The 22,246-nt window shown below is 72.2% G+C and carries 20 protein-coding genes; 18 read left to right on the plus strand and 2 right to left on the minus strand.

Going from position 1 to position 22,246, the window contains the following annotated elements; translation table 11 throughout:
• Positions 1–86 precede the first annotated feature (86 nt).
• The 5 genes from NK718_RS12365 to NK718_RS12385 all read left to right on the plus strand — a co-directional run bounded on the left by NK718_RS12365 (position 87) and on the right by NK718_RS12385 (position 7,199).
• Complete coding sequence (locus NK718_RS12365; RefSeq protein ID WP_254742562.1) at positions 87–1,451, plus strand: TolC family protein; 1,365 nt, start codon at positions 87–89, stop codon at positions 1,449–1,451.
• Positions 1,452–1,462: 11 nt separating this feature from the next.
• Complete coding sequence (locus tag NK718_RS12370) at positions 1,463–3,658, plus strand: type I secretion system permease/ATPase (RefSeq protein ID WP_254742565.1); 2,196 nt, start codon at positions 1,463–1,465, stop codon at positions 3,656–3,658.
• A gap of 21 nt (positions 3,659–3,679) precedes the next feature.
• Positions 3,680–5,140, plus strand: a complete 1,461-nt coding sequence (locus tag NK718_RS12375) for a hypothetical protein (RefSeq protein WP_254742568.1) — start codon at positions 3,680–3,682, stop codon at positions 5,138–5,140.
• Between the two features lie 95 nt (positions 5,141–5,235).
• Entirely contained in the window at positions 5,236–6,567 is a 1,332-nt protein-coding gene (locus tag NK718_RS12380) for an HlyD family type I secretion periplasmic adaptor subunit (protein WP_254742571.1), read from the plus strand.
• Between the two features lie 2 nt (positions 6,568–6,569).
• Positions 6,570–7,199 (plus strand): ribbon-helix-helix domain-containing protein, encoded by a 630-nt coding sequence (locus NK718_RS12385; protein ID WP_254742574.1) that lies wholly within the window; start codon positions 6,570–6,572, stop codon positions 7,197–7,199.
• A gap of 2 nt (positions 7,200–7,201) precedes the next feature.
• Here the strand turns inward: NK718_RS12385 and NK718_RS12390 are convergent, their stop codons facing one another.
• Positions 7,202–8,209: a LacI family DNA-binding transcriptional regulator gene (locus NK718_RS12390; RefSeq protein ID WP_254742577.1), complete on the minus strand. Its 1,008-nt coding sequence runs from the start codon at positions 8,207–8,209 to the stop codon at positions 7,202–7,204.
• Between the two features lie 164 nt (positions 8,210–8,373).
• Here NK718_RS12390 and NK718_RS12395 point away from each other — a divergent pair, with 164 nt between their 5' ends.
• The 11 genes from NK718_RS12395 to NK718_RS12445 all read left to right on the plus strand — a co-directional run bounded on the left by NK718_RS12395 (position 8,374) and on the right by NK718_RS12445 (position 19,166).
• Positions 8,374–9,135 (plus strand): 6-phosphogluconolactonase, encoded by a 762-nt coding sequence (locus NK718_RS12395; RefSeq protein WP_307730352.1) that lies wholly within the window; start codon positions 8,374–8,376, stop codon positions 9,133–9,135.
• On the plus strand, positions 9,132–9,914 hold the full coding sequence (locus tag NK718_RS12400) for a sugar isomerase domain-containing protein (RefSeq protein WP_254742579.1): 783 nt from the start codon (positions 9,132–9,134) through the stop codon (positions 9,912–9,914). The genes NK718_RS12395 and NK718_RS12400 overlap by 4 nt, the downstream gene beginning before the upstream one ends.
• Positions 9,905–11,047: an N-acetylglucosamine-6-phosphate deacetylase gene (locus NK718_RS12405; protein ID WP_254742582.1), complete on the plus strand. Its 1,143-nt coding sequence runs from the start codon at positions 9,905–9,907 to the stop codon at positions 11,045–11,047. The genes NK718_RS12400 and NK718_RS12405 overlap by 10 nt, the downstream gene beginning before the upstream one ends.
• Positions 11,044–12,324, plus strand: a complete 1,281-nt coding sequence (locus NK718_RS12410; protein WP_254742584.1) for an alkaline ceramidase — start codon at positions 11,044–11,046, stop codon at positions 12,322–12,324. Before NK718_RS12405 ends, NK718_RS12410 begins: the two co-directional genes overlap by 4 nt.
• A gap of 145 nt (positions 12,325–12,469) precedes the next feature.
• On the plus strand, positions 12,470–13,780 hold the full coding sequence (locus tag NK718_RS12415) for an ABC transporter substrate-binding protein (protein ID WP_254742587.1): 1,311 nt from the start codon (positions 12,470–12,472) through the stop codon (positions 13,778–13,780).
• An 82-nt stretch (positions 13,781–13,862) separates the two neighbouring features.
• Entirely contained in the window at positions 13,863–14,753 is an 891-nt protein-coding gene (locus tag NK718_RS12420) for a carbohydrate ABC transporter permease (protein ID WP_254742589.1), read from the plus strand.
• The gene (locus NK718_RS12425; protein ID WP_254742592.1) at positions 14,750–15,610 is read left to right on the plus strand and encodes a carbohydrate ABC transporter permease; all 861 of its coding nucleotides are present in this window, start codon (positions 14,750–14,752) and stop codon (positions 15,608–15,610) included. The genes NK718_RS12420 and NK718_RS12425 overlap by 4 nt, the downstream gene beginning before the upstream one ends.
• A 2-nt stretch (positions 15,611–15,612) precedes the next feature.
• A complete protein-coding gene (locus tag NK718_RS12430) occupies positions 15,613–16,833 on the plus strand; it encodes an AGE family epimerase/isomerase (protein WP_254742594.1) in 1,221 nt (406 codons plus the stop codon).
• A gap of 128 nt (positions 16,834–16,961) precedes the next feature.
• Positions 16,962–17,474 (plus strand): Hsp20/alpha crystallin family protein, encoded by a 513-nt coding sequence (locus NK718_RS12435; protein ID WP_254742597.1) that lies wholly within the window; start codon positions 16,962–16,964, stop codon positions 17,472–17,474.
• A 34-nt stretch (positions 17,475–17,508) separates the two neighbouring features.
• A complete protein-coding gene (locus NK718_RS12440; protein WP_254742599.1) occupies positions 17,509–18,492 on the plus strand; it encodes a zinc-dependent alcohol dehydrogenase family protein in 984 nt (327 codons plus the stop codon).
• A gap of 11 nt (positions 18,493–18,503) precedes the next feature.
• The gene (locus tag NK718_RS12445) at positions 18,504–19,166 is read left to right on the plus strand and encodes a phosphoribosyltransferase (RefSeq protein WP_254742602.1); all 663 of its coding nucleotides are present in this window, start codon (positions 18,504–18,506) and stop codon (positions 19,164–19,166) included.
• Here the strand turns inward: NK718_RS12445 and NK718_RS12450 are convergent.
• Positions 19,154–19,369: a hypothetical protein gene (locus NK718_RS12450; RefSeq protein ID WP_254742604.1), complete on the minus strand. Its 216-nt coding sequence runs from the start codon at positions 19,367–19,369 to the stop codon at positions 19,154–19,156. The two genes, NK718_RS12445 and NK718_RS12450, sit on opposite strands and share 13 nt — an antisense overlap.
• Positions 19,370–19,739: 370 nt before the next feature.
• Between NK718_RS12450 and NK718_RS12455 the strand changes: the two genes are divergently transcribed.
• Together NK718_RS12455 and NK718_RS12460 are read left to right on the plus strand one after the other, a co-directional pair.
• Positions 19,740–20,582 carry a tRNA-uridine aminocarboxypropyltransferase gene (locus NK718_RS12455; RefSeq protein WP_254742607.1) on the plus strand — a complete coding sequence of 281 codons (843 nt, stop codon included), beginning with the start codon at positions 19,740–19,742 and terminating at the stop codon, positions 20,580–20,582.
• 251 nt (positions 20,583–20,833) lie between these two features.
• A complete protein-coding gene (locus NK718_RS12460) occupies positions 20,834–22,246 on the plus strand; it encodes an efflux RND transporter periplasmic adaptor subunit (protein WP_254742609.1) in 1,413 nt (470 codons plus the stop codon).

Genomic DNA, 22,246 nt, shown 5'->3' on the forward strand with positions numbered 1-22,246 from the left:
GCCCGGCCTGATGGGCGCGGGACCGTGGGACGGGGGACAAGATGCAGGTGGTGAACGAAAGGAAGCGCCGCGGGCTGAGAAGCTGGATGCTCGCGTCCGTCGCGCTGCTCGGGACGATGGGCGCGGCTCACGCGCTGAGCCTGAAGGAAGCGGTGTCCATCGCCATCGACTCGAACCCGGAGATCGGGCAGGCCATCCAGAACCGCGAGGCCATCGAGTTCGAACTGCGGCAGGCCCGCGGCCTCTATCTGCCCCGCCTGGACCTCGAGGCGTCCGGCGGCGCGCGGCGCTACAACAGCCCGTCGCGGCGCGGCCAGGGCATCGAGAACCGCGGCCTGCAGCCGGTCGAGGCCGAGCTGATCGCCACGCAGAAGGTGTTCGACGGCTTCGGCCGCGAGGCCGAGGTGGAGCGCCAGGCGTCGCGCGTCGACGGCGCGTCCTTTCGCGTCCTCGAGCGCTCGCAGTACATCGCCCTGGCGATCGCGCGCGAATACACCGAAGTCATCCTGCAAAGCCGCATCGCCGCCATCGCCGCCGAGAACGTCGCCTTCCACCGCCGCATCTCCGGCGACATCGACGCCGGCGTGCGCAGCGGAACGCTGACCGACGCCGACCGCTTCCAGGCGACGGAGCGCCTGACGGCCGCCATGTCGCGCCAGAAGCAGGCCGAGGAAGACCTCGCCACCGCGCGCATCCGCTTCTACACGCTGGTGGGCCAGCAGATCGGCTCGCCGAGCCCGCTGCCGGCGCTCGCCCCGACGCTGCCGCGCTCTCTCGCCGACGCCATCGGCAAGGGCCGCACCAACAACCCGCAGGTGGCGATGGCGCAGGCCGACGTCGACGCCGGCGAGGCGCTGGTGAAGGCCGCCCGCTCCCGCTACTACCCGGAAATCCTGCTGGAAGGCCGCGCCCGCGGCGGCAACGACATCGACGCCGTCGAGGGCCACACCTCCGACGTGCTGGGCCGCGCGGTGATGCGCTGGAACCTGTTCGACGGCGGCAACACCAGCGCCAACGAGCAGGAGCAGATCCGCCGCGCCAGCGAGCTGCGCCTGCGGCTCCACCAGGTGTTCCGCGAGGTCGAGGAAGCGGTGCGCATCTCGTGGGAGCGCCGCAACAGCCAGGCCGAACTCGCCGCCCTCCTGGCGCAGCAGTTCTCCCAGTCCGGGCAGGTCGTGACGGCCTACCAGGACCAGTTCCGGGTCGGCCGCCGCTCGCTGCTCGACCTGCTGGACGCCCAGAACACCAAGACTAACTCGGCCGTGCTGCTCGAGACGGCGCGCTATGCGTCGCTCTTCGCGGAGTACCGGCTGTCGGCCGCCACCGGCGTCCTCGTTCAGACCCTGGGCCTGAAACCGCCGACGCAATCCGACGCCTATGCCCGGGCGAAGGCGAGCGTACCCCCGACGCCTCCGGCCGAGACCTACACGCGGTACTCGCCCACTCGTTGATCGGAACGCCTTTGCTTGCCATTGCCGCCGACCCATCGCCGGGCTCCCCAGAGCCCGGCGAACGTGCCTCTGAAGCCCCGGCGCGGATCGCGGCCGCCTCGGACGCGCTGCTGACCTGCCTGCAGTTCCTGGCCCGCCACTACGACAAGCCGTCCTCCGAGACGACGCTGACCGCCGGCCTCCCGCTCGACAACGGGCTGCTGACCGACGAGCTGCTGCCTCGCGCCGCCCACCGCGTCGGCCTCGTGGCGGCCGGGACCGTGCGCCGCCTCTCCGACTTCAACGCCATCGACCTGCCGGCCATCGTGTTCCTCAAGGGCCACCGGCCGGTGGTGCTGCTCAGCCTCTCCGACAGGAAGCCGTGCCGCGTGTTCCTGCCGCACAATGGCGGCGTCAGCGCGGTGCCGTTCGGCGAGCTGGCGGACCTGTACGAGGGCTCGGGCATCACCGTCGCGCCCCACTACGACGCGCAGGACTTCGACGGCGAGCGGCCGACGCACATCCAGCGCGGCCACTGGTTCTGGGGTCCGGTCAAGAGCCAGCGCAAGGCCTTCGTGACGGTCTGCCTCGCGGCGCTGATGATCAACCTCATCGGCCTCGCCGCGCCGCTGTTCACGATGAACGTCTACGACCGCGTGCTGCCGAACAAGGCGATCTCGACGCTGTGGGTGCTGGCGCTCGGCTTCGCGGTGGTGCTGCTGTTCGACTTCATCCTCAAGCTCGCGCGCGCCGTTCTGCTCGACACCATCGGCAAGAAGCTCGACATCCAGCTCTCCGAGGCGATCTTCGAGAAGATCCTCAACACGCCGCTGAAGGACCGCCCCAGCTCCACCGGCGAATTCGTCAACCGGGTGACGCAGTACGAGTACATCCGCGAGTTCTTCACCTCGAACACGGTCGCCGTGTTCATCGACTGCAGCTTCCTCTTCATCTTCTTCCTGGTGATCTACCAGATCAGCGGCTGGCTGGTGGTGTTCCCGATGGTCGCCACGGCGCTGGTGATCGCGGCCGGGCTGATCGCGCAGAAGATGATCGGCGAGAAGATGGCCGCCTCGCAGGCGGAAAGCTCGCTGCGCCATGCCATGCTGGTGGAGGCCGTCGGCGCGCTGGAGACGATCAAGGGCATCCGCGCCGAGGGCGCGCTGCTGCGTCGCTGGGACAACATCATCCGCACGGCGTCGGTGACGCAGGAGCAGATCAAGACGATTTCCTCCACCGCCATCTACTTTTCGCTGCTGCTCCAGCAGCTCGTGACGGTCTTCGTGGTGATCGGCGGCACCTACAGCTTCGCCGAGGGCCAGCTCTCCACCGGCGCCATCATCGCCACGGTGATGCTCGCCTCCCGCGCCGTCGCCCCCCTCACCTCCGTCGCCACCACGCTGACGCGCGCCCGCCACGCCTTCGCGGCGATGCGCACGCTGAACGGGCTGATGGACAGCCCCGACGAGCGCATTTCGCAGAAGAACTTCGTCAACCGGCCGGTCGAGGCCGGCGCGGTGCAGATCCGCAACGGCGTGTTCTATTACCCGCACGTGCAGCGGCGCATCCTCGACGGGATCAACCTGTCGATCCGGCCGGGCGAGAAGGTCGGCGTCATCGGCCGCGTCGGTTCGGGCAAGACGACGCTGGGCCGCCTGATCGCAGGGCTCTACCCGCTGACCGACGGCGAGCTGCTGATCGACGGCGTCGACGTGCGCCAGTACCACCCGCACGAGGTGCGCAAGGCGGTCGCCATCGTCTCGCAGGACACCGACCTGTTCCTCGGCTCGGTGAAGGAAAACATCCTGATGGCGCGGCCCAACGCCACGGACGAGGAGCTGGTGCGCGCCTGCAAGCTGGCGGGCGTCGACGACTTCGTGTCGCAGCACCCGATGGGCTACGACATGCCGGCCGGCGAGCGCGGCCGCAACCTCTCCACCGGACAGCGCCAGGCGGTCGCCATCGCCCGCGCCTTCCTCATCAAGCCGAAGATCCTGTTCCTCGACGAGCCGTCCAGCTCGATGGACCTCGCCACCGAACGCGTCTTCCTGGCTCGCCTCCAGGAGAACATGCCGGCCGACCAGACCCTGCTGATCGCCACCCACCGCTACAGCATGCTGGCGCTTGTCGATCGGCTGATCGTGGTGGAAAACGGCAGGATCGCCGCGGATGGCCCCAAGGAGACCGTGCTGAACGCGCTGCGCAACGCCAGCGCCGGCTCCGCCTGAGCGGCCGGGGAGCGAAGTGGCATGCGGGGCGTCGACATCGGTCTGAGTTCGCGGCGGCGCGCGCGCGTCCTGCTGGCCGCGACGATGATGGCGACGCTCGGCCTCGGCGCGCCGGCGCTGGCGCAGGAAGGGCCGCTGCTGCTGCGCCCGCCGGGCCAGGACGAACCGGCCAAGCCGGCCACGAAGCCTGCCGCGAAGCCGGCCGCCAAGCCCGCGGCCACGCCCGCGCCCAAGCCGGCGGCCAAGCCTGCCTCCAAGCCTGCGCCGAAACCCGCGCCGAAGCCGGCGCCGTCCGCCGCCCCGCCGCAGGCCGGAGCGGATGCGACCGACGCCGCCGAGCCGGCCGAGACGCCTGCCGGTCCCGCCGCTCCTCCGGCCGCCGCGCCCGCCCGGCCGTCCGCGCCGGCCGCCAAGCCCGCCACCAGGCCCGCCGCTCCCGCGAAACCCTCGGCCGCGCCGGCCGGACGGCCGCCGGCGGCGGCGATCCCCCTGCCCTCCGGTGCGCTCGGGGCCGAGCCCGCGCCCAAGGCGAGCGAGAAGCCCGCGCGGCCCGCGCCCCCGGCCAAGCCCTCGGGGCGCGCGCAGGCTGGCAAGCGCCCGCCGCCACCCCCGCCCGAGGAGCCGGTTCCGCAGACGCTCTCCGACGACATCCTCGGCCGCCAGCCCTATGGCTGGATCGCGCCGGCGACTTTCGACGAGGATCTGGCCGCCGACGCCCGGCCGCTGCCGGCGCAGCCGGGCAACCTCATGCCCGCCCCGCACCTCGGCTCGCCCCGCAGCGTGCTGACCGAGAAGGCCCCCGCGCCGCCGCGGCCCCTCTACAGCGTGCTGGCCATGACGCCGCCGACCGTGCCGATCCACGAGCCGGGCCTCCAGGCGCTGGATTTCAGCGAGGCTGCGCCGCTCGCCCTGAACTCGCTCGAGGCGTTCGAAGCGGGGCTGCCGGCCGGGCCCTATCGCGCCGGGCTGGTCGAGGAGCAGGGCTCGAACCCCGACCGGCCACGCATCGACATCGGGTCGGTGACGTGGCGCGTCACCCGCAACCCGTCGGACCAGGACGAGGTGACGGCGCTGCGCGCCGACGTCACGGTGCCGAAGGCCAAGCTGCAGGCCGAAATGGTGATCCGCCAGGGGCGGGACGAGCCGAGCCGGACGCCGCTGGTGATGGACATGCGCTTCACCGGGCTCGACAGCCCGGTGACGCAGGCCGGCATGCCGGAGCTGCGCAGCCTCGGCGTGGACCGGGGTATCCCGCTCTACGGCACGGTGGAACAGCGCGGCGACAATTTCGTCGTGCTGCTGGCCAGCACGCAGAGCGAGGGCGAGCAGAACGTTCGCCTGCTCAACGCGAGGTCGTGGATCGACGTCCCCGTGCGGCTGCGCAATGGAAAAAGGATGATCGTCACCTTCGAGAAGGGGACGGCGGTCCGCGACATGATGCGCGGAACGTTCAGGCAGTGGCGTTTGCCCTGGCTGCCTTGAGCACGAGCTTGCGCGGTGCGCAGGCTCAACTATACAACCCTTAGTGGGCGCTCGACGAGCCTGTCGGCCGCTCCGAACATCACGGCGGCACATCCATGTCTGCTCTTCCCTTCTCGGGCCCGAAGCCGCGCCGGCTGCAAAGCCGGCCCGACGGCGCCGCCCGCTCGGCCACCACGATCATCGTCTCCGTCTCGCTGCTCGGGGCCTTCCTGATCGGCTGGGCCGCGCTGGCGGAGGTCGACGAGGTGACTCGCGGCGAAGGCAAGATCATTCCCTCGAAGAAGACGCAGACCATCCAGAGCTCCGAGCCCGGCGTGGTGCAGGAGATCCTGGTGCGGCTCGGCCAGCAGGTGAGGCAGGGCGACCTGCTGGTGCGGCTCGACAGCACCATGACCAACTCCAACCTCGGCGAGGTGGAGGCGAAGACGCGGACCCTGCAGGCGCAGATCGCCCGCCTGAAGATCGAGAGCGAGGGACGCGCCGAAGGCGGCTTCGTCTGCCCGGACGAGCTGAAAGAACAGCCGCAGATCTGCGCCAACGAGGCGAACCTGCTGAGCTCCCGCTACGACGGCCTGAAGAAGCGCAGCGCCACGCTCACCGAACGCGTCGAGCAGCGCCAGCGCGAGCTGAACGAGGCGCAGCAGAACGCGACGCGGTTCAGCGACGGCCTGGCGCTCGCCGAGCAGGAGCTCGACATCATCACCCCCATGGCGGCGCGCAACATCGCGCCGAAGACCGAATTGCTGCGCGCCCAGCGCGCCGTCGTCGACCTGCGCGGGCAGAAGGCCGCCAATCGCGAGGCCATCGCTCGCGTCGAGGCCGCCCTGCGCGAGGCCAACAACGCGCTCCAGGAGGAAAACCTGAAGTTCCGTCAGGACGCGCTGGCCGAGCTGACCAAGGCCTCGGCCGAGTATTCTGTGCTGCGCGAGACGATGAAGGGCGCCGAGGAGCGCGTGCGCCGCACCGACATCCGCTCGCCGGTCGACGGGCTCGTCAACACGCTGGCCGTGAACACTGTCGGCGGCTTCGTGGCGGCCGGCGGCCACATCATGGACATCGTGCCACTCGAGGACGCGCTGATCGTCGAGACGAAGGTGCGCCCAGCCGACATCGCCTTCCTCCGCACGGGCCAGCAGGCGCTGGTGAAGGTCACGGCCTACGACTTCAGCATCTATGGCGGCCTCAACGGCGTCGTCGAGCACGTCTCGCCCGACAGCGTCGTCGACGACACCGGGCGGGAGAAGGAGACCTTCTACATCGTCCAGGTCCGCACCGATCACTCGACGCTGCGCCACAACGGCCGCGACTACCCGATCATGCCGGGCATGATCGCCCAGGTGGACATCCTCACCGGCAAGAAAACCGTGCTCGACTACCTGCTGAAGCCGATCATCAAGGCGAAGCAGGAAGCCCTGCGGGAGCGCTGACAATGTCCGCCTCCCCCGATCCCGTCCCGCCCCCCGCGGAGGATCCGGCGGGCGGCCCGACCGCGATGCGCTTCCGCATCTTCAAGCGGGGCGGCTGGCGGCGGGCCTTCCGGCTCGAGGAAGTGTTCTGGGACGTGCTCGGCGAGGCGGCCGATGCCGCGCAGACCAAGATCGGCGACTACGTCAAGGCGCTGGTCGACGAGGCCGAGGGCACCGGCGTCAACCAGAGCTCGATGCTGCGCGTCCACGCGGCGCAGTGGCTGCGCGAGCGGCTTCGCGCGGTCACCGTCGCCACGCAGGGCCGCGAGGTGCTGCACGCGGCGCTGCAGGCCCCCGTGCCGTGCTTCGTGATCAGCTCCAGCCGCGCGCTCATCCACTTCAATGCCGAGTTCTCGAACTATGTGATCGGCCGCGCCCAGGCGGCCAACGCCGAGGACGTCTCCAAGGCCCGGCTGTCGCTCGACGCTCCCGTCGACCGGCTGATCGAGGTGTTGAGCTCGCCGCCCGGCCGTGTCGTCATCTGCGGCTTCACCATCCGCACCTCGGCCGCCATCGCCACAGGCCGCGCCAAGGTGATGCTCGCCCAGCCGAGCCGCAAGGACATGCTGGTCGGCTACATCCTCGCCAACTGAGGTCAGGCCGCCGGCGCGGGCCCGGCCGAGCCGCGCACCACCAGGCGCGTGTCGAGCACGCAGCGTATGTCGCGCAGGCCCCGGCCGGCGAGCTGGTCTTCGAGCAGGTCGAGCGCCATTTCCCCCGCCTCGTCGCAGCGCGCCGACACCGTGGTCAGCGGCGGGAAGGTCGTCGCGCCGAGCACGTCGTCGCAGCCGATGACGCTGAAGCGCTCGGGCACCGGGATGCGCCGCTCCGCCAGGCCGACGAGCACGCCCTGCGCGGTCACGTCGTCGAAGGCGATGGCCGCCGTGGCTCCCGTCGCCAGGATCTCCGGCACCGCCTCGCGCCCCGCCTCGAAGCTCGCCCGGTGGGCCGGCAGCGCGATCATCTCGATGCCGCGCCGGCGCGCCGCCCGGCGCACCGCATGCCGGCGCTGCTGGTTCGACCACGACGCCGCCGGGCCGGTGACGTAGGTGATGCGCCGGTGGCCGAGATCGGCCAGGTAGTCCACCGCCGCCGCGATGCCGCGCGCCGTGTCGATCAGCACCCGCGGCAGGCCGCTGACGTCGCGGTTGATGACGACGATGGGCCGGCGCTCGGCGAAGGCGCGGATGCGCTCCTCCGGCAGCCGAGAGGACACCAGGATGAGGCCCTCCACCTGCCCCGCGAACTTGGCGACCAGCGTCTCCTCGCGCTCGGGCGCCTCGTCGGAGCTGCCGAGGAACAGGCAGTAGCCGGCGAGGTCGGCGCGCGCCTGCGCGCCCCGGATCAGCGGCGGGAAGAACGGATTGGCCACGTCGGGCACGATGAGGGCGATGTTGCCGTGCCGGCCGGTGCTCAGCGCCCGCGCCACCTGGTTGGGCACGTAGCCGATGCGCCCCGCCACCTCGCGCACGCGCGCCACCGTGCCGGGGCTCAGCATGCCCGGCCGCGTGAACGCGCGCGACACCGTGGCCCGCGACACGCCGGCCGCGTCGGCCACCTCGCTGATGGTCGGCGCGCCGCGCCGCCCGGTCTCCTCGTCCATCCTGTCGCCCTGCTCGCCCGCGTCGCGGCCGAAGCCACGACCCGGCCACCATAACCGCAACCGGGGCGCGGGGCATCAGGGCGCGCGCGCCGCCGCCGGATTGACACGCAACCGGTTGCATTCCACTCTTCCGCCCCAACGCAGGCCAGGGAGGAAAGGCGCCGATGGCTGACGCGACGGCCCGCGAGGGCTCGCTACCGGTGCGGATCTTCGCCACGCGGGCGGAGATGGGGCGCGCCGCCGCGGCCGAAATCGGCGACGAGCTGCGCCGGCGGCTCGCCGGGCAGGACCGCGTGCGCATGATCTTCGCCGCCGCGCCCAGCCAGTCCGAGATGCTGGCGGCGCTGACGCGCGAGCCCGGCATCGACTGGCGGCGCGTCGTCGCCTTCCACATGGACGAGTATATCGGCCTGAAGCCGGGCGCGCCCGAGCGCTTCGCCGTCTGGCTGCGCCGCCATCTGTTCGACCTCGTTCCGTTCGGCGAGGTCCATGCCATAGACCCCGAGGCGTTCGCTTCGCCCCAGGCCTGCGCCGACGCCTACGCCGCCGCGCTGGCCGAGGCGCCCATCGACATCGTCTGCCTCGGCATCGGCGTGAACGGCCACATCGCCTTCAACGACCCGCCCGTCGCCGACCTGCGCGACCCCGCCGACGTCAAGATCGTCGAGCTGGACGCCATTTGCCGGCAGCAGCAGGTCGATGACCAGTGCTTCCCGAGCCTCGCCGAGGTGCCGACCCACGCGCTGACGCTGACGGTGCCGCGCCTGCTCGCCAGCGACGTGATGGTGTGCGTCGTCCCCGGCCCGGCCAAGCGGGACGCCGTGCGGCGCACGCTGGCGGACCCGATCGGCGAGGCCTGTCCCTCCACCGCGCTGCGCACCCACGCGCGCTGCACCCTCTATCTCGACGCCGAGTCCGCGCCATGACTTCTTCCTCCCCCGCCATCGACGCCGACGCTTTGTGCGCGGACTACCTCGCCACCGTCACCGCGCTGATGGGCGACATCCTGCGCGAGGAGCGCGATCCGCTCGACCGCGCCGCCGCGCGCCTCGCCGACCAGATCGCCGAGGACAGGCTGGTCCACGTCTACGGGCCGGGCGGGCATTCCAACCTGGCGGCGCAGGAGATCTTCTTCCGCGCCGGCGGGCTGATGCACGTCTCCGCCATCCTCGACGAAGGCACGCTGCTCTCCAACGGCGCGCTGCGCTCGATGGCCGTCGAGCGCACGCCGGGCTACGGCAAGATCGTCATCGCCGACCGACGGCTGGGCGAAGGCGACCTGCTCATCCTCGTCAACGCCTACGGCATCAACGCGGCGCTGATCGACGCGGCGCTGGAGGCGAAGGCCAGGGGCGTGGTCCTGATCGGCGTCAGCTCGCGCCGCCACGCCGAGGCCACCGTGCCGAGCCATCCGGCGCGGCACCCGACGAAGAAGAACCTGCACGACCTCGTGGACATCGCCATCGACACCAAGGTCGCCATCGGCGACACGGGGACGCAGGTTCCCGGCATGGAATCGCGCATCGCCGCCGTCTCCACCTTCGCCAACGCCTTCGCGCTGAACTGCCTCGTCATCCGCACCGTCGCCAAGCTGGTCGAGCGCGGCATCGAGCCGCCGGTCTGGCGCTCCGGCAACGCGCCGGGCGGCGACGAGGCCAACGCGCGCTTCCTGCACCGCTTCCGCGAGCGGGTGCGGTGGCTGTGACGACCGTCGTCACTGGCCGGCGGACGGACACGGGCGAACCCGTCGCGGTCAGCATCCGCGACGGCGCGATCGCCGCGATCGCCCCCGGCCCGGCCGATGACGGCGCGTGGCTCGCCCCCGGCCTCGTCGACCTGCAGCTCAACGGCTGGCGCGGGCACGACCTCAACAACGGCAGACTGACGCCCGACACGGTCCGGGCGCTGGCGCGGGCCGTGCTGGCGACCGGCGTCACCGCCTTCCTGCCGACCCTCATCACCGCCGCCGAGGCGGACATCGTCTCGGCGCTGCGCGCCATCGCCGCCGCGCGCGCGGCCGATCCGCTGGTGGCGCGCATGGTCGCCGGCGTCCACGTCGAAGGGCCGGGCGTCGCGCCCGAGGACGGCCCGCGCGGCGCGCATCCGCGCGAGCACGTGCGCGCGCCCGACCTCGCCGAGTTCGACCGCTGGCAGGCGGCCTGCGGCGGGCTCGTGCGGCTCGTCACGCTGTCCCCGCACTGGCCGGACGCCCCGGCCGTCATCGCCGGGCTCGCCGCCCGGGGCGTCGTCGTGTCGCTCGGCCACACTGGCGTGGACCCGGCCGCGATCCACGCCGCCGCGCTTGCCGGCGCGACGCTCTCGACCCATCTCGGCAACGGCGTCGCCGCCGTCCTGCCCCGCCACCCCAACCTGATCTGGGCGCAGCTGGCGGAGGACCGCCTGTCGGCGAGCTTCATCGCCGACGGCCATCATTTGCCCGACGACACGCTGAAGGCGATGCTGCGGGCCAAGGGGCTCGACCGGTCCCTGCTCGTCTCGGACGCCACCGCGCTCGGCGGCATGCCGCCCGGCGTCTACGACCAGGCCATCGGCGGGCGAGTCGAGCTGACCCCGCAGGGCCGCCTCGGCGTCGCCGGCACGCCGTATCTCGCCGGCGCGGCGCTGCCGCTCGCGGCCGGGGTCGCGACGGCGATGCGCGCCGCCGGCCTGTCGCTGTGGGAGGCGCTGCGCCTCGCCAGCGTCAATCCCGCCCGGCTGATCGGACGCAAGGCGGAGCTCGCCGTCGGCGCGCGGGCCGACCTGCTGCGGTTCCGCTGGTCGCCCGGCGACGCGGCCCTCGCCGTCGACAGCGTGTATTCCGGCGGAGAGACGGCGTGAGCGAGCCCCTGTTTGCCGCCGGCGTCGCGGTGCGCGACATCACGCCGCCGCCGGGCCTGGCGATGGCCGGCTTCGTGGCGCGTCCCGGCCCGGCCACCGGAACCCATGACAGGCTCACCGCGCGGGCGCTGGCGGTCGGCGACACGGCGCTTGCCGTCGTCGACGTCGTCGCGCTCGATCCGCAGACCAGCGCGCGCATCCGCGCCCGCGCCCGCCTGCCCGCCGAGCGCATCGTGATCGCCGCCCTGCACAATCATGGCGGCCCCGTCTCGACTGTTCAGGGGCTCGGCGGCGGGCCGGACGCGGCCTGGCTCGCCGCCATGGAGGACGCCTGCGTCGCCGCGCTCGACGCCGCGCTCGCCGCGCAGCGCCCTGCCCGCCTGCTGTTCGCAGAGGGCGCCGACCCCGGCGTCGCGCGCAACCGCCGCGAGCCCGGCGGACCGGTCGACCCCGCTCTTCCCGTCCTCGCCTTTGTCGGCCTCGACGGCGCGCCCATCGCGCACCTCGTCTCCTATGCCTGCCACCCCGTCGTGCTGGGGGCCGACAACACGCTGTGGACGGCGGACTACCCGCATTTCGTCCGCGCCGAAATCGAGCGGCGCAACCCCGGCACGGTGGCGCTGTTCGCCACCGGCTGCGCCGGCGAACTGAACACCGGCCACACGGCGCACGGCTCGATCACGACGGCGGCGAATCCGCTGCGCACCTTCGCCGAGGCTGAACGCATCGGACGGCGAATCGCCGAATGCGCCAGCGTCGCCATGCGGCCGCTGGACGCGACCGGCGTCGACGCGCTCGACGCCTCCGTGACGCTGGACTTCGCCCGCAACGAGCCCGCCCCGCCCGCGGAGATGGCGGCACGCTGGCGCGCCGAGCTGGCGGGCGCGGAGCCCGCCCGGCGGCTCCTGCTCGAAAGCTGGATCGCCTGGGCGGAAGGGCCCGCGCTGCTGCCGCTGGAGCCCCATGCGGCGCGCGTCGGGGCGCTGCGCTGGGGCCCGGCGCTGATCGCCTCCCTGCCGGGCGAGATTTTCGCGGAGACCGGCGTCGCGCTTCGCCGCGACCTCGAGGCCGGCGGCGCGGGCCCCAGCATCGTGCTCGCCTACGCCGATGAGTGCCTGGGCTACGTCCCGCCCGCCTCGCAATACGCGAAGGGCGGGTACGAGGTCGCCGAGGCGCACCGCTACTACGGCGCGCGCGCGGCCTACGCTCCCGGTTCGGCCGAGCGTCTGGCCGACGCCGCGCGCGGCCTCGCCGCCCGCTTGCGGGGGGCGGCGTAATGGCGTCGCGGCCGGTCGTGGATCGCTTGACACGCAACCGGTTGCACGTCAGCCTTTCGGCTTGGCCTTGCTCGGAGGCAGGCTCCGCGAGAGAGCGCGCCCCGGCCCGTCGTCTTTCGATCAGATGTGCCCGGAGGGAAAATTCATGACACGCATCGACACGCACGCCGCCTTCGCCCTTGGCCGCAAGGCCACGCTCGCGCTCGCCGCCAGCGGCCTCGCGCTCACCCTGTCGCTCGGGGCGGCGCACGCCCAGACCGTCACGGTGTGGAGCGGCTATCCGGAGATGGAGCCGTTCTACAAGCGCGTCGGCGAGAGCCTGAAGAAGAAGTACCCCAACCTTCAGGTCAACGTGCAGCCGATCGCGCTCCGCGAGCACGAGAAGCGGCTGGCGCTGGCCCTGCCCTCCGGCTCGGCGGCCGAGATCATCGAGCTCGCCAACTCCACCGCGCAGCGCTACATCGAGTCCGACCTGATGAAGGCCGCGCCCGACGACGTCGCCAAGTTCGTCTCGAACCCCGCTTTTTTCGAACCCTTCGTGCAGAAGACCGCCACGGTCGGCGGCAAGGTCTACGGCGTGCCGCTGTTCCGCGGCCAGGGCGCGCTGTTCTACAACACCGAGATGTTCGAGAAGGCGGGCCTCTCCTCGCCGCCCAAGACGATGGAGGACTTCACCTCCTACGCCACCAAGCTCACCCAGCGCGGCCCCCAGGGCGCAACGGTGAGCGGCTGGAGCCTGCGGCTCAGCGGCGGCGGCGCGGGCATCGCCGAGAAGTTCTGGATCAACATGTTCCAGTACGGCGGCAACCTCATCGAGGAGCAGCCCGACGGCAAGTGGGTGACGACCTACGCCTCCGAGGCGGGCCGCAAGGCGCTGAAGCAATATCTCGAGAACGTCCACACGCTGAAGAACGTCACCCCCGAGATGCCGGCCGACGCCGAGGCGTTCGAGCGCCAGCAGACGGCGATGTTCATCCGCGAGTCGTGGGTGATCGGCGACATCGCGCAGAAGGCGCCGGGCCTGAAATTCGCCACCGCCCCGCTGCCGCGCGGCACCATCGTCGCCCCGGTGTTCCTCTACACCGGCGCGACGGGCGACAAGGCGCGCATCGCCTGGGACTTCGCGCTCGCCGCCAACGAGCCCGAGAACGCCGTGTGGCTGCTCGACAATGTCGGCTGGCTGCCGAACCGCAAGGACGTGGACTACGGCAAGGTCATCGCCGCCAAGCCTGCCTTCAAGGCCTTCGTCGCCCCGCCGAAGAACTACGCCTACTTCACGCTGCCGGCCATCGCGCCGGTGGAGGAAGTGCTGACGCGCCTCGCCGCGCGGCTGGTCAAGGCGTTCGGCGACCCGTCGCTGGCCGGCAACGACGCGGCCATCGACGCCTTCCTGAAGGACGCCGCCGCCGAGACCGACACGATCCTGAAGCGCGCGAACCTGCTCGGCTCGAAGTGACGGCCCGGCGGCGCCTGGCGGGTCTCCTGAAGATGGACCCGAATGGCCGGCGCGCACCCGCGCGCCGGCCCGGACCCGACGCATGAAGTCCAACGCCCGCCTGCTGTTCGTCATCGGCGCGCTGCTGCCGACGCTCGCCATCTACGGCTGGGTGCGCGTCTACCCCATTCTCGACGTGCTGAACCTCAGCATGCACGAGTGGAACCTGATCTCGAAGAACCGGCCGTTCATCGGGTTCGACAATTTCGTCGAGCTCTCCGGCGACCCGCTGTTTCACGAGGCGCTGCGCAACACGACCGTGATCGCCTTCGGGGTGCTGTTCGTCACCGTGCCGCTGGCGATGGTGCTGGCGGCGCTGATCCACAGCCGCACGGGGTCGCGGCTCGCCGGCTTCTACGAAACCTCGGTGTTCCTGCCGCACGTCGTGTCGCTGGTGCCGGCCGCCATGGCGTGGAAATGGATCTTCGACGCAAGGCTCGGGCCGCTGAACGCGGCGCTGGGCCTGTTCGGCGTCGCGCCCAAGGCGTGGCTGTTCGACCCGGTGCTCTCGGTCGTCTGCCTCATCGTGCTGTGCTCGTGGCAGGCGCTGGGCTTCGCCGTGCTGATCTTCCTCGTCGGCATCAAGAACCTGCCGACCTCGCTCTACGAAGCGGCGAGGCTCGACGGGGCGACGGCGGTGCAGAGCTTCCTCTACGTCACCGTGCCGATGCTGAAGCCGATCATCCTCTACGTCTCCGTCGTGACGCTGGTCGCCGGCTTCAACGTCTACGGCCAGGCCTTCGTGCTCGCCTCCGACGCGCAGGGCGCGCCCGGCCAGCTCGTGCGCGTGCTGGTGCTCGACATGCTCGAAAACGGCTTCCGCAACTACCGCGTCGGCTACGCCGCCGCCGAGGCCGTGGTGCTGCTGCTCGTCGTGCTGGCGCTCACCGCCATCCAGTTCGGCCTGCTGCGCGACAAGGGAGCCCGGGCATGACCGCCGCGCCCCTCGACGACCGGCGGCCGACGCCGCGCGAGCGCGCCGTCGCGCTCGCCACCGACGCGCTGCTGCTGGCGGTGTGCGCCGTCATGCTGCTGCCGCTGGTGCTGCTGGTCTCCAACGCCTTCAAGACGCCGCCGGACATCCTGCGCTGGCCGCCCGCCATCTTCCCGCGCGAAGCGACGCTGGACAATTTCCGCGCCGTCCTCTCCGACACGCCGCTGCTGCGCTGGCTGTGGAACAGCACGCTGTTCGCGCTGCTCTCGACGGCCGCCATCCTGACCACCTCGTCGATCGCCGGCTACGTGTTCGCCAAGTTCCGCTCGATGCCGCTCGACATCGTGTTCGGCGTGATCCTCGCGACGGCCATCGTGCCGTTCGAGGTCTACATGATCCCGCTTTATTTCAACGTGCAGGCGCTCGGCCTGCTGAACACCACCTGGGGCCTGCTGGTCGGCTATCTGGTGATGAGCTTCGGCATCTTCCTGATCCGGCAGAACGTCATCGCCTCGATCCCCGACGAGTTGCTGGAAGCGGCGCGCGTCGACGGCGCGGGCGAGACGTGGATCTTCGTGCGCATCGTCGTGCCGCTGCTGCGCGGCCCGCTCGGCGCGCTCGGCGTGCTCGCCTTCTTCCAGGCCTGGACCGCCTTCGCGTGGCCGATGATCGTGGCGACCACCAAGGAGTCGTACACGGTGGAGGTGGGGCTGGCGCTGTTCCAGACCGGCTTTACCGTCGACCTCGGCCGGCTGAGCGCCGCGGCCGCCGTGGTGCTGCTGCCGAGCATCACCGTGTTCTCGCTGCTGCGCCGGCAGTTCGTGCAGGGCGTCGCGACCAGCGGGCTGAAGGACTGACGATGGACGCCGCCCTGTTCCTGCGCGAGGCGCGCACCGCCTACGTCGCCGCCAACGCCGGCGCGCTGCGCTGGATGCTCGACCGGCCGCGTCTGCACGGCGCGTTCCTGAACACCAAGCAGAACAGCATCACCCTGCGCGACTACGGCCCGGAGGACGGCTGGCGCGGGCCGGACGTCACCTATGGCTGGATCCAGGGGCGCGGGCTGGAGGCGATGGCGACCCACGCCGCCTTCTTCGAGCAAGAGGACCCGGCGCTCGCCCAGCGCCTCGACGAGGCCGCCCAGCCCCTCTACCGCGCGCTGGCCGAGTTGCTCGCCCGCGACGGCCACGCCGCCTTCGCCTACGACGCCGACATGCGGCCGGTCTATCCCGACGCCGACGGCGCGCTGCGCCCGCAGCGCCAGCGGCCGGACATCTACACCTTCTCCGACATCTTCGTCCTCAAGGGACTGGCGGCCGGCGCGGCGCGCTACGACCGCGCGGGCCTGGACCGCCCGGTCACCGGGCTGCTCGACTTGGCGCGCGCCATCGAGGACGGCCGCTTCGTCTCCGACGAACGCCAGTTGCTGGACGGGGCGGCGCTGGCGCGCGATCGCGGCGACTACGGGCCGCGCATGATCATGCTGGGCGCCGCCGCCCTGCTGCGGCAGCTCGGCTGGGCCGACGAAGCGCGCTTCGGCCTCCGCTTCGTCGACCACGTTCTGGCCGGGAACCTGCTGCCGGACGGGCGACTGGCGGACAAGCCGGGTGACGACGCCTTCAACCCCGGCCACGCCATCGAGTTCGCCGGCTTCGCCCTCGACCTGCTCGGCGACGAGGCGTCGCCGCAGCTGCGGGAGACGCTGGAGCGCGTGTTCCTGGCCGCGTTCTCCGCCGGCTTCGCCGCCCCCGGCATCCGCCTGCGCGTGTCGCTCGCAACCGGCGAGCCGCTGGCGCCCTATTTCCCGTGGTGGTCGCTGCCGGAGGCGGTGCGCGCCGCCGCGCTCGCCTGGGAGCGCAGCCGCTCGCCCGAGACGCTGGCGGCCTGGCGGCGCGCCAGCAACGCCTTCTTCGCCTTCTACTGGCGCGGCGACCCGCCGCTTGCCTACCAGACCCGCACCGAGGACGGCCCGGTCGACTACGTGCCGGCCACGCCCGACCTCGACCCCGGCTACCACACCGGCCTGAGCTTCCTCGGCGCGGTCCGCGCCATCGACCGCTGCCTCGCCGCCGGGCTGTAGCGCCGCCCGCGCCGACCGGCATTTTGACGCAAATCAGTGCTCATGACTCCCGTGCGTGCAACCTGAGGTTGTGCAACGGTCGGCGACGCCGAACTCCCAGGCCGCCGGCCCATCCGGGGAGGTTAGCCATGAGACTTCCGACACTGTGGTCGAGCAGCGATCCGTTCCGCGCCATGCAGCGCGAGATGGACGACATGATGCGCTCCTTCGGCCGCCTTCCCGCGTCGTCCGGCATGGAGATGCGGGTTCCGGCCATGAACGTCTCGGAGAGCGACGGGTCGATCGAGATCAGCGCCGAGCTGCCCGGCGTCGACGACAAGGACATCACCGTCAGCGTCGACGGCAACCGCCTCTACATCTCGGGCGAGAAGAAGCGGGAACGCGACGACACCGACAAGGACTGGCACATCGTCGAGCGCAGCTTCGGCTCGTTCCAGCGCTCGCTGTCGCTGCCGTTCGAGCCCGCCGACGACGCCGTCGAGGCCAGCGTCGACAAGGGCGTGCTGCACGTGACGGTGCGCAAGCCCAGGCAGATGCCCAAGGGCACGCGCACGATCGACGTGCGCGCCGGCGCGCCCGCCGCCGAGCCCTCCGCCGGCTCCAACGAGAACGCCGGCGGCCAGGCCGCCAAGGCGGGGTGAGCGCGCCCCGCGCCGCGCCGCGGACGGCGTCGCCGTGAAGGCGATGGTGCTGCACGCGCCCGGCCGTCCCCTGGCGCTGGAGGAGCGCCCGGATCCCCGGCCGGCGCGCGGCGAGATCCGCGTGCGGGTCGAGGCCTGCGCCGTCTGCCGCACCGACCTGCACGTCGTCGACGGCGAACTGCCGCGCCCCGCCCTGCCGCTCGTGCCGGGGCACGAAATCGTCGGCACCGTCGAGCAGGTGGGCGCGGACGTCGTCGCGCTCGCGCCCGGCCGGCGCGTCGGCATCGGCTGGCTCGGCCATGCCTGCGGCCACTGCCCCTATTGCGCCGGAGGCCGCGAGAATTTGTGCGACGACCCGGTGTTCACCGGCTACACGCGCGACGGCGGCTTCGCCACGCACGCGCTGGCCGACGCCGACTTCGCCTTTCCGCTCGACGGCTTCGACGACCCCGTCGCCGCCGCCCCGCTGATGTGCGCCGGGCTGATCGGCTGGCGCTCGCTCGTCGCCGCCGGGCCGGCGCGGCGCGTCGGGCTCTACGGCTTCGGCGCGGCCGCCCACATCATCGCGCAGGTCTGCCGATGGCAGGGCCGCGAGGTCTACGCCTTCGCCCGCCCGGGCGACGAGGCGGCCCAGGCGCTCGCTTTGTCGCTCGGGGTGGAATGGGCCGGCGGGTCGGACGAGAGACCGCCCGCCGAGCTCGACGCGGCGATCATCTTCGCCCCTGTCGGCGCGCTCGTTCCCGCCGCGCTGGCGGCGGTGCGCAAGGGCGGGCGGGTGGTGTGCGGCGGCATCCACATGAGCGACATTCCGCGCTTTCCCTACGCGCTGCTGTGGGGCGAGCGCGAGCTGGTCTCGGTGGCGAACCTCACCCGCCGCGACGCCGTCGAGTTCCTCTCCGTCGCGCCCCGGGCGGGCGTGCGGGCGGTCACCACCGTCTATCCCCTCGCCGAGGCCAACCGCGCGCTCGACGACCTGCGGGCCGGCCGCCTCCACGGCGCGGCCGTGCTCGTGCCCTGAAGGAGCGCCCCATGGCCGCGCCGGACATCTTCGCCGACAGGGCCGACGCCGGCCGGCGGCTCGCGCAAGAGCTGGCGAAGCGGTCCTTCGTCGACCCCGTCGTCTACGCCCTGCCGCGGGGCGGCGTCCCCGTCGCGGCCCCCGTCGCCGAGGCGCTGCGCGCGCCCCTCGATATCCTGCTCGTGCGCAAGATCGGCGTGCCGTCGCAGCCCGAGCTCGCCGCCGGCGCGGTGGTCGACGGGGCCGACCCCATCGCGGTGTGGAACGACGACGTGACGTCGGCCTGCGGCCTCGGCCCGGAGGAGCTGGACGCGCTCAAGCGCGAGCAGCTGGCGCTCATCGAGAAGCGGCGCGCTCTCTACGGCGCCAGCCGCGCGCCAGTCGACCCGGCCGGGCGCACGGCCATCGTCGTCGACGACGGGCTCGCCACCGGCGCGACGGCGCGCGCCGCCATCGCCGCGCTGCGCCGCCGGGGCGCGCGCGCGGTGGTGCTCGCGGTCCCGGTCGCCCCGGCGGAGGCGGTTCCGCAATTTCGCGCGCTGTGCGACGAGGTCGTCTGCCTGTCGCAGCCGTCCTGGTTTCCGGGCGTCGGAGCGTTCTACTCCGACTTCGGCCAGACCACGGACGCGCAGGTCGTGGCGGCGCTCAAGGCCGCGCGGACTCACTTCCAGTAGAAGGCGAGCACCACTTTCAGCAGGAACCACGCCGAGATCGCCACGACGAAGGCGGGCGGCAGCCAGAAGGCGAGCCGGACGTGCCGGCGGGCGTCTTCCGCCTCGCGCGCGCTGCGCCTCGGGTCGATGCGGATCAGCACCACGCGCGCCACGAGGCCGACCACGAGCAGCCCGAAGGCGATGAGCACCAGCTTGATCGTCACGTCGCCCCGCCCCGGTCCGGAATCGCCCCATTCTCGCCCGTCCGCCCCGCCCCCGCCAGCCCTTCGCCGATGATGCGGGCCATCGGCCCGCCCGTCCCCGGAGCGGTGCAGCGCCAGCGGAACCGCATCCGGGGCCCAGCGCAATATGTCGCGCGTCAGCGCGGCACAATGGAAAAGGCCCATGAAGCGCCGCTTCGCGGCATCATCCATGCGCTGGGCCCCGGACCCCCCTCCGCTGGCGCTGCGGGGTTCCGGGGACGGGACGGGCGGACTGGCGTCCGCCCTATGGTTCGCGGACGCGCCTGTCCTTCGCGCTTCGCGGCGGGGCGGGGGCGGTGTAGAAGGGCCCCATCGTTTCCGGAAACCGCACGTGACCGATCCCGACACCGACGACGCCGACAAGACCCAGCCGACCGCGCCCCGGCCCGAAGATGCGCGGCCAGCGCCGGCCCCCCCGGCCCAGGCCTCGGCCGCCGAGGGGCCGCCTGCCCCCGCGCAAGCCGCTCCCGCCGCCGCACCGCCTGAGCCCGAGCCCGTTTGCCCGCACTGCCGCAAGCCGCTGTCTCTGTGCGTGTGCGAGGGGGTCGAGCCGATCGAGAACCGGGTGGCGCTGCTGATCCTCCAGCACCCGCAGGAGCAGGACAAGCTGCTCGGGACGGCGCGCCTCGCGGCCCGGCATTTCACCAACGCCGTGTTCAAGGTCGGCCTGTCGTGGCCGAGCCTCGAGAAGGCGCTCGGCCGGCCGGCCGACCCGCGACGCTGGGCCATCCTGCACCTGGGCTCGGTCGACCCCGCGACGCTGCCGCGCGGGCGCGACATCGCCGTCGTCGACAGCAAGGGCATTCCCGCGCCCGACCAGGACACCGCGCTCAAGGGCATCGACGGGATCGTCGTGTTCGACGGCACGTGGAGCCAGGCCAAGACGCTGTGGTGGCGCAACCCGTGGGTGCTGAAGGGCAAGCGCCTCGTGCTCGCCCCCACGAAGCCCTCGCTCTACGGACGGCTGCGGCGGGAGCCCCGGCGGGAAGGACTGTCGACGCTGGAGGCGGCGGCCCTCGTGCTCAGCCGGCTGGAGAAGCAACCCGAGATCGAAACGCGCCTGCTCGACAGCTTCGGCCGCATGCTCGACCGCTATCGCGACTCCGGCCTGGGCGCGGCCCCCGCCAAGCCCGACCGGCGCGGCCGGCGGCCGTTCCGCCGCCGCAAATCCTGACGCGCGTGTTTTCGCCACACAACCCTGCCACGGTCCGCTCCAACGGGCCGCGGACCGGCATGGGTGGCCCCGCGCGACGGGCGACGCGCGACCCGGATGACACGCCTGCCACATGCGTCAAATGAACGAGATGTAACTGTCCAACATGGACACCTCGGGTTATAGCTAAGCCGGTCCGGATCGCGCGCGGCCCGGGAGTGTGGTTTCTTGTGCCCAGCCGCCGCCGGCGCGCGGCTCGTCGGAGTTTCAGAATGGCGTCGAAGGCGTCCCTCATTGTGCTGGCCGGCGCGGCCGTGATCGGTGCGTTCTACGCGGGTCCCATGGTCTGGCCGGACCTGAAGCCGAGGCGGGACGCACTCGTCGAAAGCTATCCGGTGCTCGCCAAGCTGCCGGGCATCGAGGCGCCGGCGGCCAAGCCGGCGGCCGAGGGCCAGGCGGGGCAGGCGCCGCGCGGCCCGGCGCAGCAGGCCCAGGGCGGACGCCCCGGCGCGCCCGGCCAGGGCGGCGGCCGGCCGGCGGTCCCGGTGATCACGGCGAAGGCGGCGCGCCAGCCCATGCCGGTCCGCTTCGACACCATCGGCACGGTGCAGCCGATCGCCGCGGTGACGCTGCGCTCGCGCGTCGAGAGCCAGGTGCTCGCGGTGAACTTCGAGGACGGCGCATCCGTCAATCAGGGCGACATCCTGTTCAACCTCGACTCGCGGCAGATCGAAGCGCAGATCAAGCAGGCGGAAGCCAACCTGTCCCGCTCGCGCGCCCAGCTCGACCAGGCCCAGCGCGACGTCCGCCGCAACGAGGCGCTCGCCGCGAACGAATACGCCTCGCGACAGAAGCTCGACGACAGCCGCACCGCCGTTCTCACCGTCAGCGCCCAGATCCGCTCCGACGAGGCGGTGCTGGAGAACCTCAACGTCCAGCTCAGCTACTACACGATCAAGGCGCCGATCAGCGGGCGCATCGGCGTGGCCGGTGTCAAGGTCGGCAACATCGCCAAGACCGGCGACAACAGCACGCCGCTGGCGACCATCAACCAGATCAGCCCGATCTACGTGACCTTCGCGGTGCCGCAGCGCCTGCTGCCGGAACTGCGGACCGCGTTGAACGAGGGCACGTCCAAGGTGCAGGCCACGCCGCAGGGCCTGACCGAAGCCGTCGACGGCAAGATCGCGGTCATCGAGAACGCGGTCGACGCCGCCTCCGGAACCATCCAGCTGCGCGGCGTCTTCGAGAACGCGGACAACGTGCTGTGGCCGGGCGCGCTCTGCGACGTGCGCCTGGTGATCCGCACCGAGCCGGACGCTGTGGTGGTGCCCCGGGAGGCCGTGCAGACCAGCCAGAACGGACAGATCGTCTTCACGGTGGCGGACGGCGTGGCGAAGGTGCAGCCCGTGGTGGTCGACCGCACGCTGCGGGGGCTCTCCGTCATCAAGTCCGGCCTGAACGGGGACGAGACCGTCGTCACCGACGGCCAGCTCCTCCTGACCAACGGCGCGCGGGTGGAACAGCGCCCGAACGGCGGCGGCGGAGGTGGAGGCGGAGGCGCGGGTGGACGCGGCAACGGCGCCGGCCAGCCGGGCACGCCCAGCGCGGGCGCGCCGGCGGCCCCGGGCGCGTCGCCCCAGACGGGCAGCGCGGCGGGCGCACCGACCAAGGGAGCCTCCTGA

Source organism: Alsobacter ponti (assembly GCF_024294805.1).
In the GTDB taxonomy this organism is placed as follows: Bacteria; Pseudomonadota; Alphaproteobacteria; order Rhizobiales; family Beijerinckiaceae; genus Alsobacter; species Alsobacter ponti.

What these genes read in the sequence shown, in the direction of transcription:
- NK718_RS12435 (WP_254742597.1), top strand. Translation starts at nt 16,962, where the DNA reads ATGAGACTTCCGACACTGTGGTCGAGCAGCGATCCGTTCCGCGCCATG.
- NK718_RS12460 (WP_254742609.1), top strand. Translation starts at nt 20,834, where the DNA reads ATGGCGTCGAAGGCGTCCCTCATTGTGCTGGCCGGCGCGGCCGTGATC.
- NK718_RS12365 (WP_254742562.1), top strand. Translation starts at nt 87, where the DNA reads ATGCTCGCGTCCGTCGCGCTGCTCGGGACGATGGGCGCGGCTCACGCG.
- NK718_RS12390 (WP_254742577.1), bottom strand. Translation starts at nt 8,209, where the DNA reads ATGGACGAGGAGACCGGGCGGCGCGGCGCGCCGACCATCAGCGAGGTG.
- NK718_RS12445 (WP_254742602.1), top strand. Translation starts at nt 18,504, where the DNA reads ATGGCCGCGCCGGACATCTTCGCCGACAGGGCCGACGCCGGCCGGCGG.
- NK718_RS12415 (WP_254742587.1), top strand. Translation starts at nt 12,470, where the DNA reads ATGACACGCATCGACACGCACGCCGCCTTCGCCCTTGGCCGCAAGGCC.
- NK718_RS12380 (WP_254742571.1), top strand. Translation starts at nt 5,236, where the DNA reads ATGTCTGCTCTTCCCTTCTCGGGCCCGAAGCCGCGCCGGCTGCAAAGC.
- NK718_RS12395 (WP_307730352.1), top strand. Translation starts at nt 8,374, where the DNA reads ATGGCTGACGCGACGGCCCGCGAGGGCTCGCTACCGGTGCGGATCTTC.
- NK718_RS12430 (WP_254742594.1), top strand. Translation starts at nt 15,613, where the DNA reads ATGGACGCCGCCCTGTTCCTGCGCGAGGCGCGCACCGCCTACGTCGCC.
- NK718_RS12385 (WP_254742574.1), top strand. Translation starts at nt 6,570, where the DNA reads ATGTCCGCCTCCCCCGATCCCGTCCCGCCCCCCGCGGAGGATCCGGCG.
- NK718_RS12420 (WP_254742589.1), top strand. Translation starts at nt 13,863, where the DNA reads ATGAAGTCCAACGCCCGCCTGCTGTTCGTCATCGGCGCGCTGCTGCCG.
- NK718_RS12375 (WP_254742568.1), top strand. Translation starts at nt 3,680, where the DNA reads ATGCGGGGCGTCGACATCGGTCTGAGTTCGCGGCGGCGCGCGCGCGTC.
- NK718_RS12400 (WP_254742579.1), top strand. Translation starts at nt 9,132, where the DNA reads ATGACTTCTTCCTCCCCCGCCATCGACGCCGACGCTTTGTGCGCGGAC.
- NK718_RS12425 (WP_254742592.1), top strand. Translation starts at nt 14,750, where the DNA reads ATGACCGCCGCGCCCCTCGACGACCGGCGGCCGACGCCGCGCGAGCGC.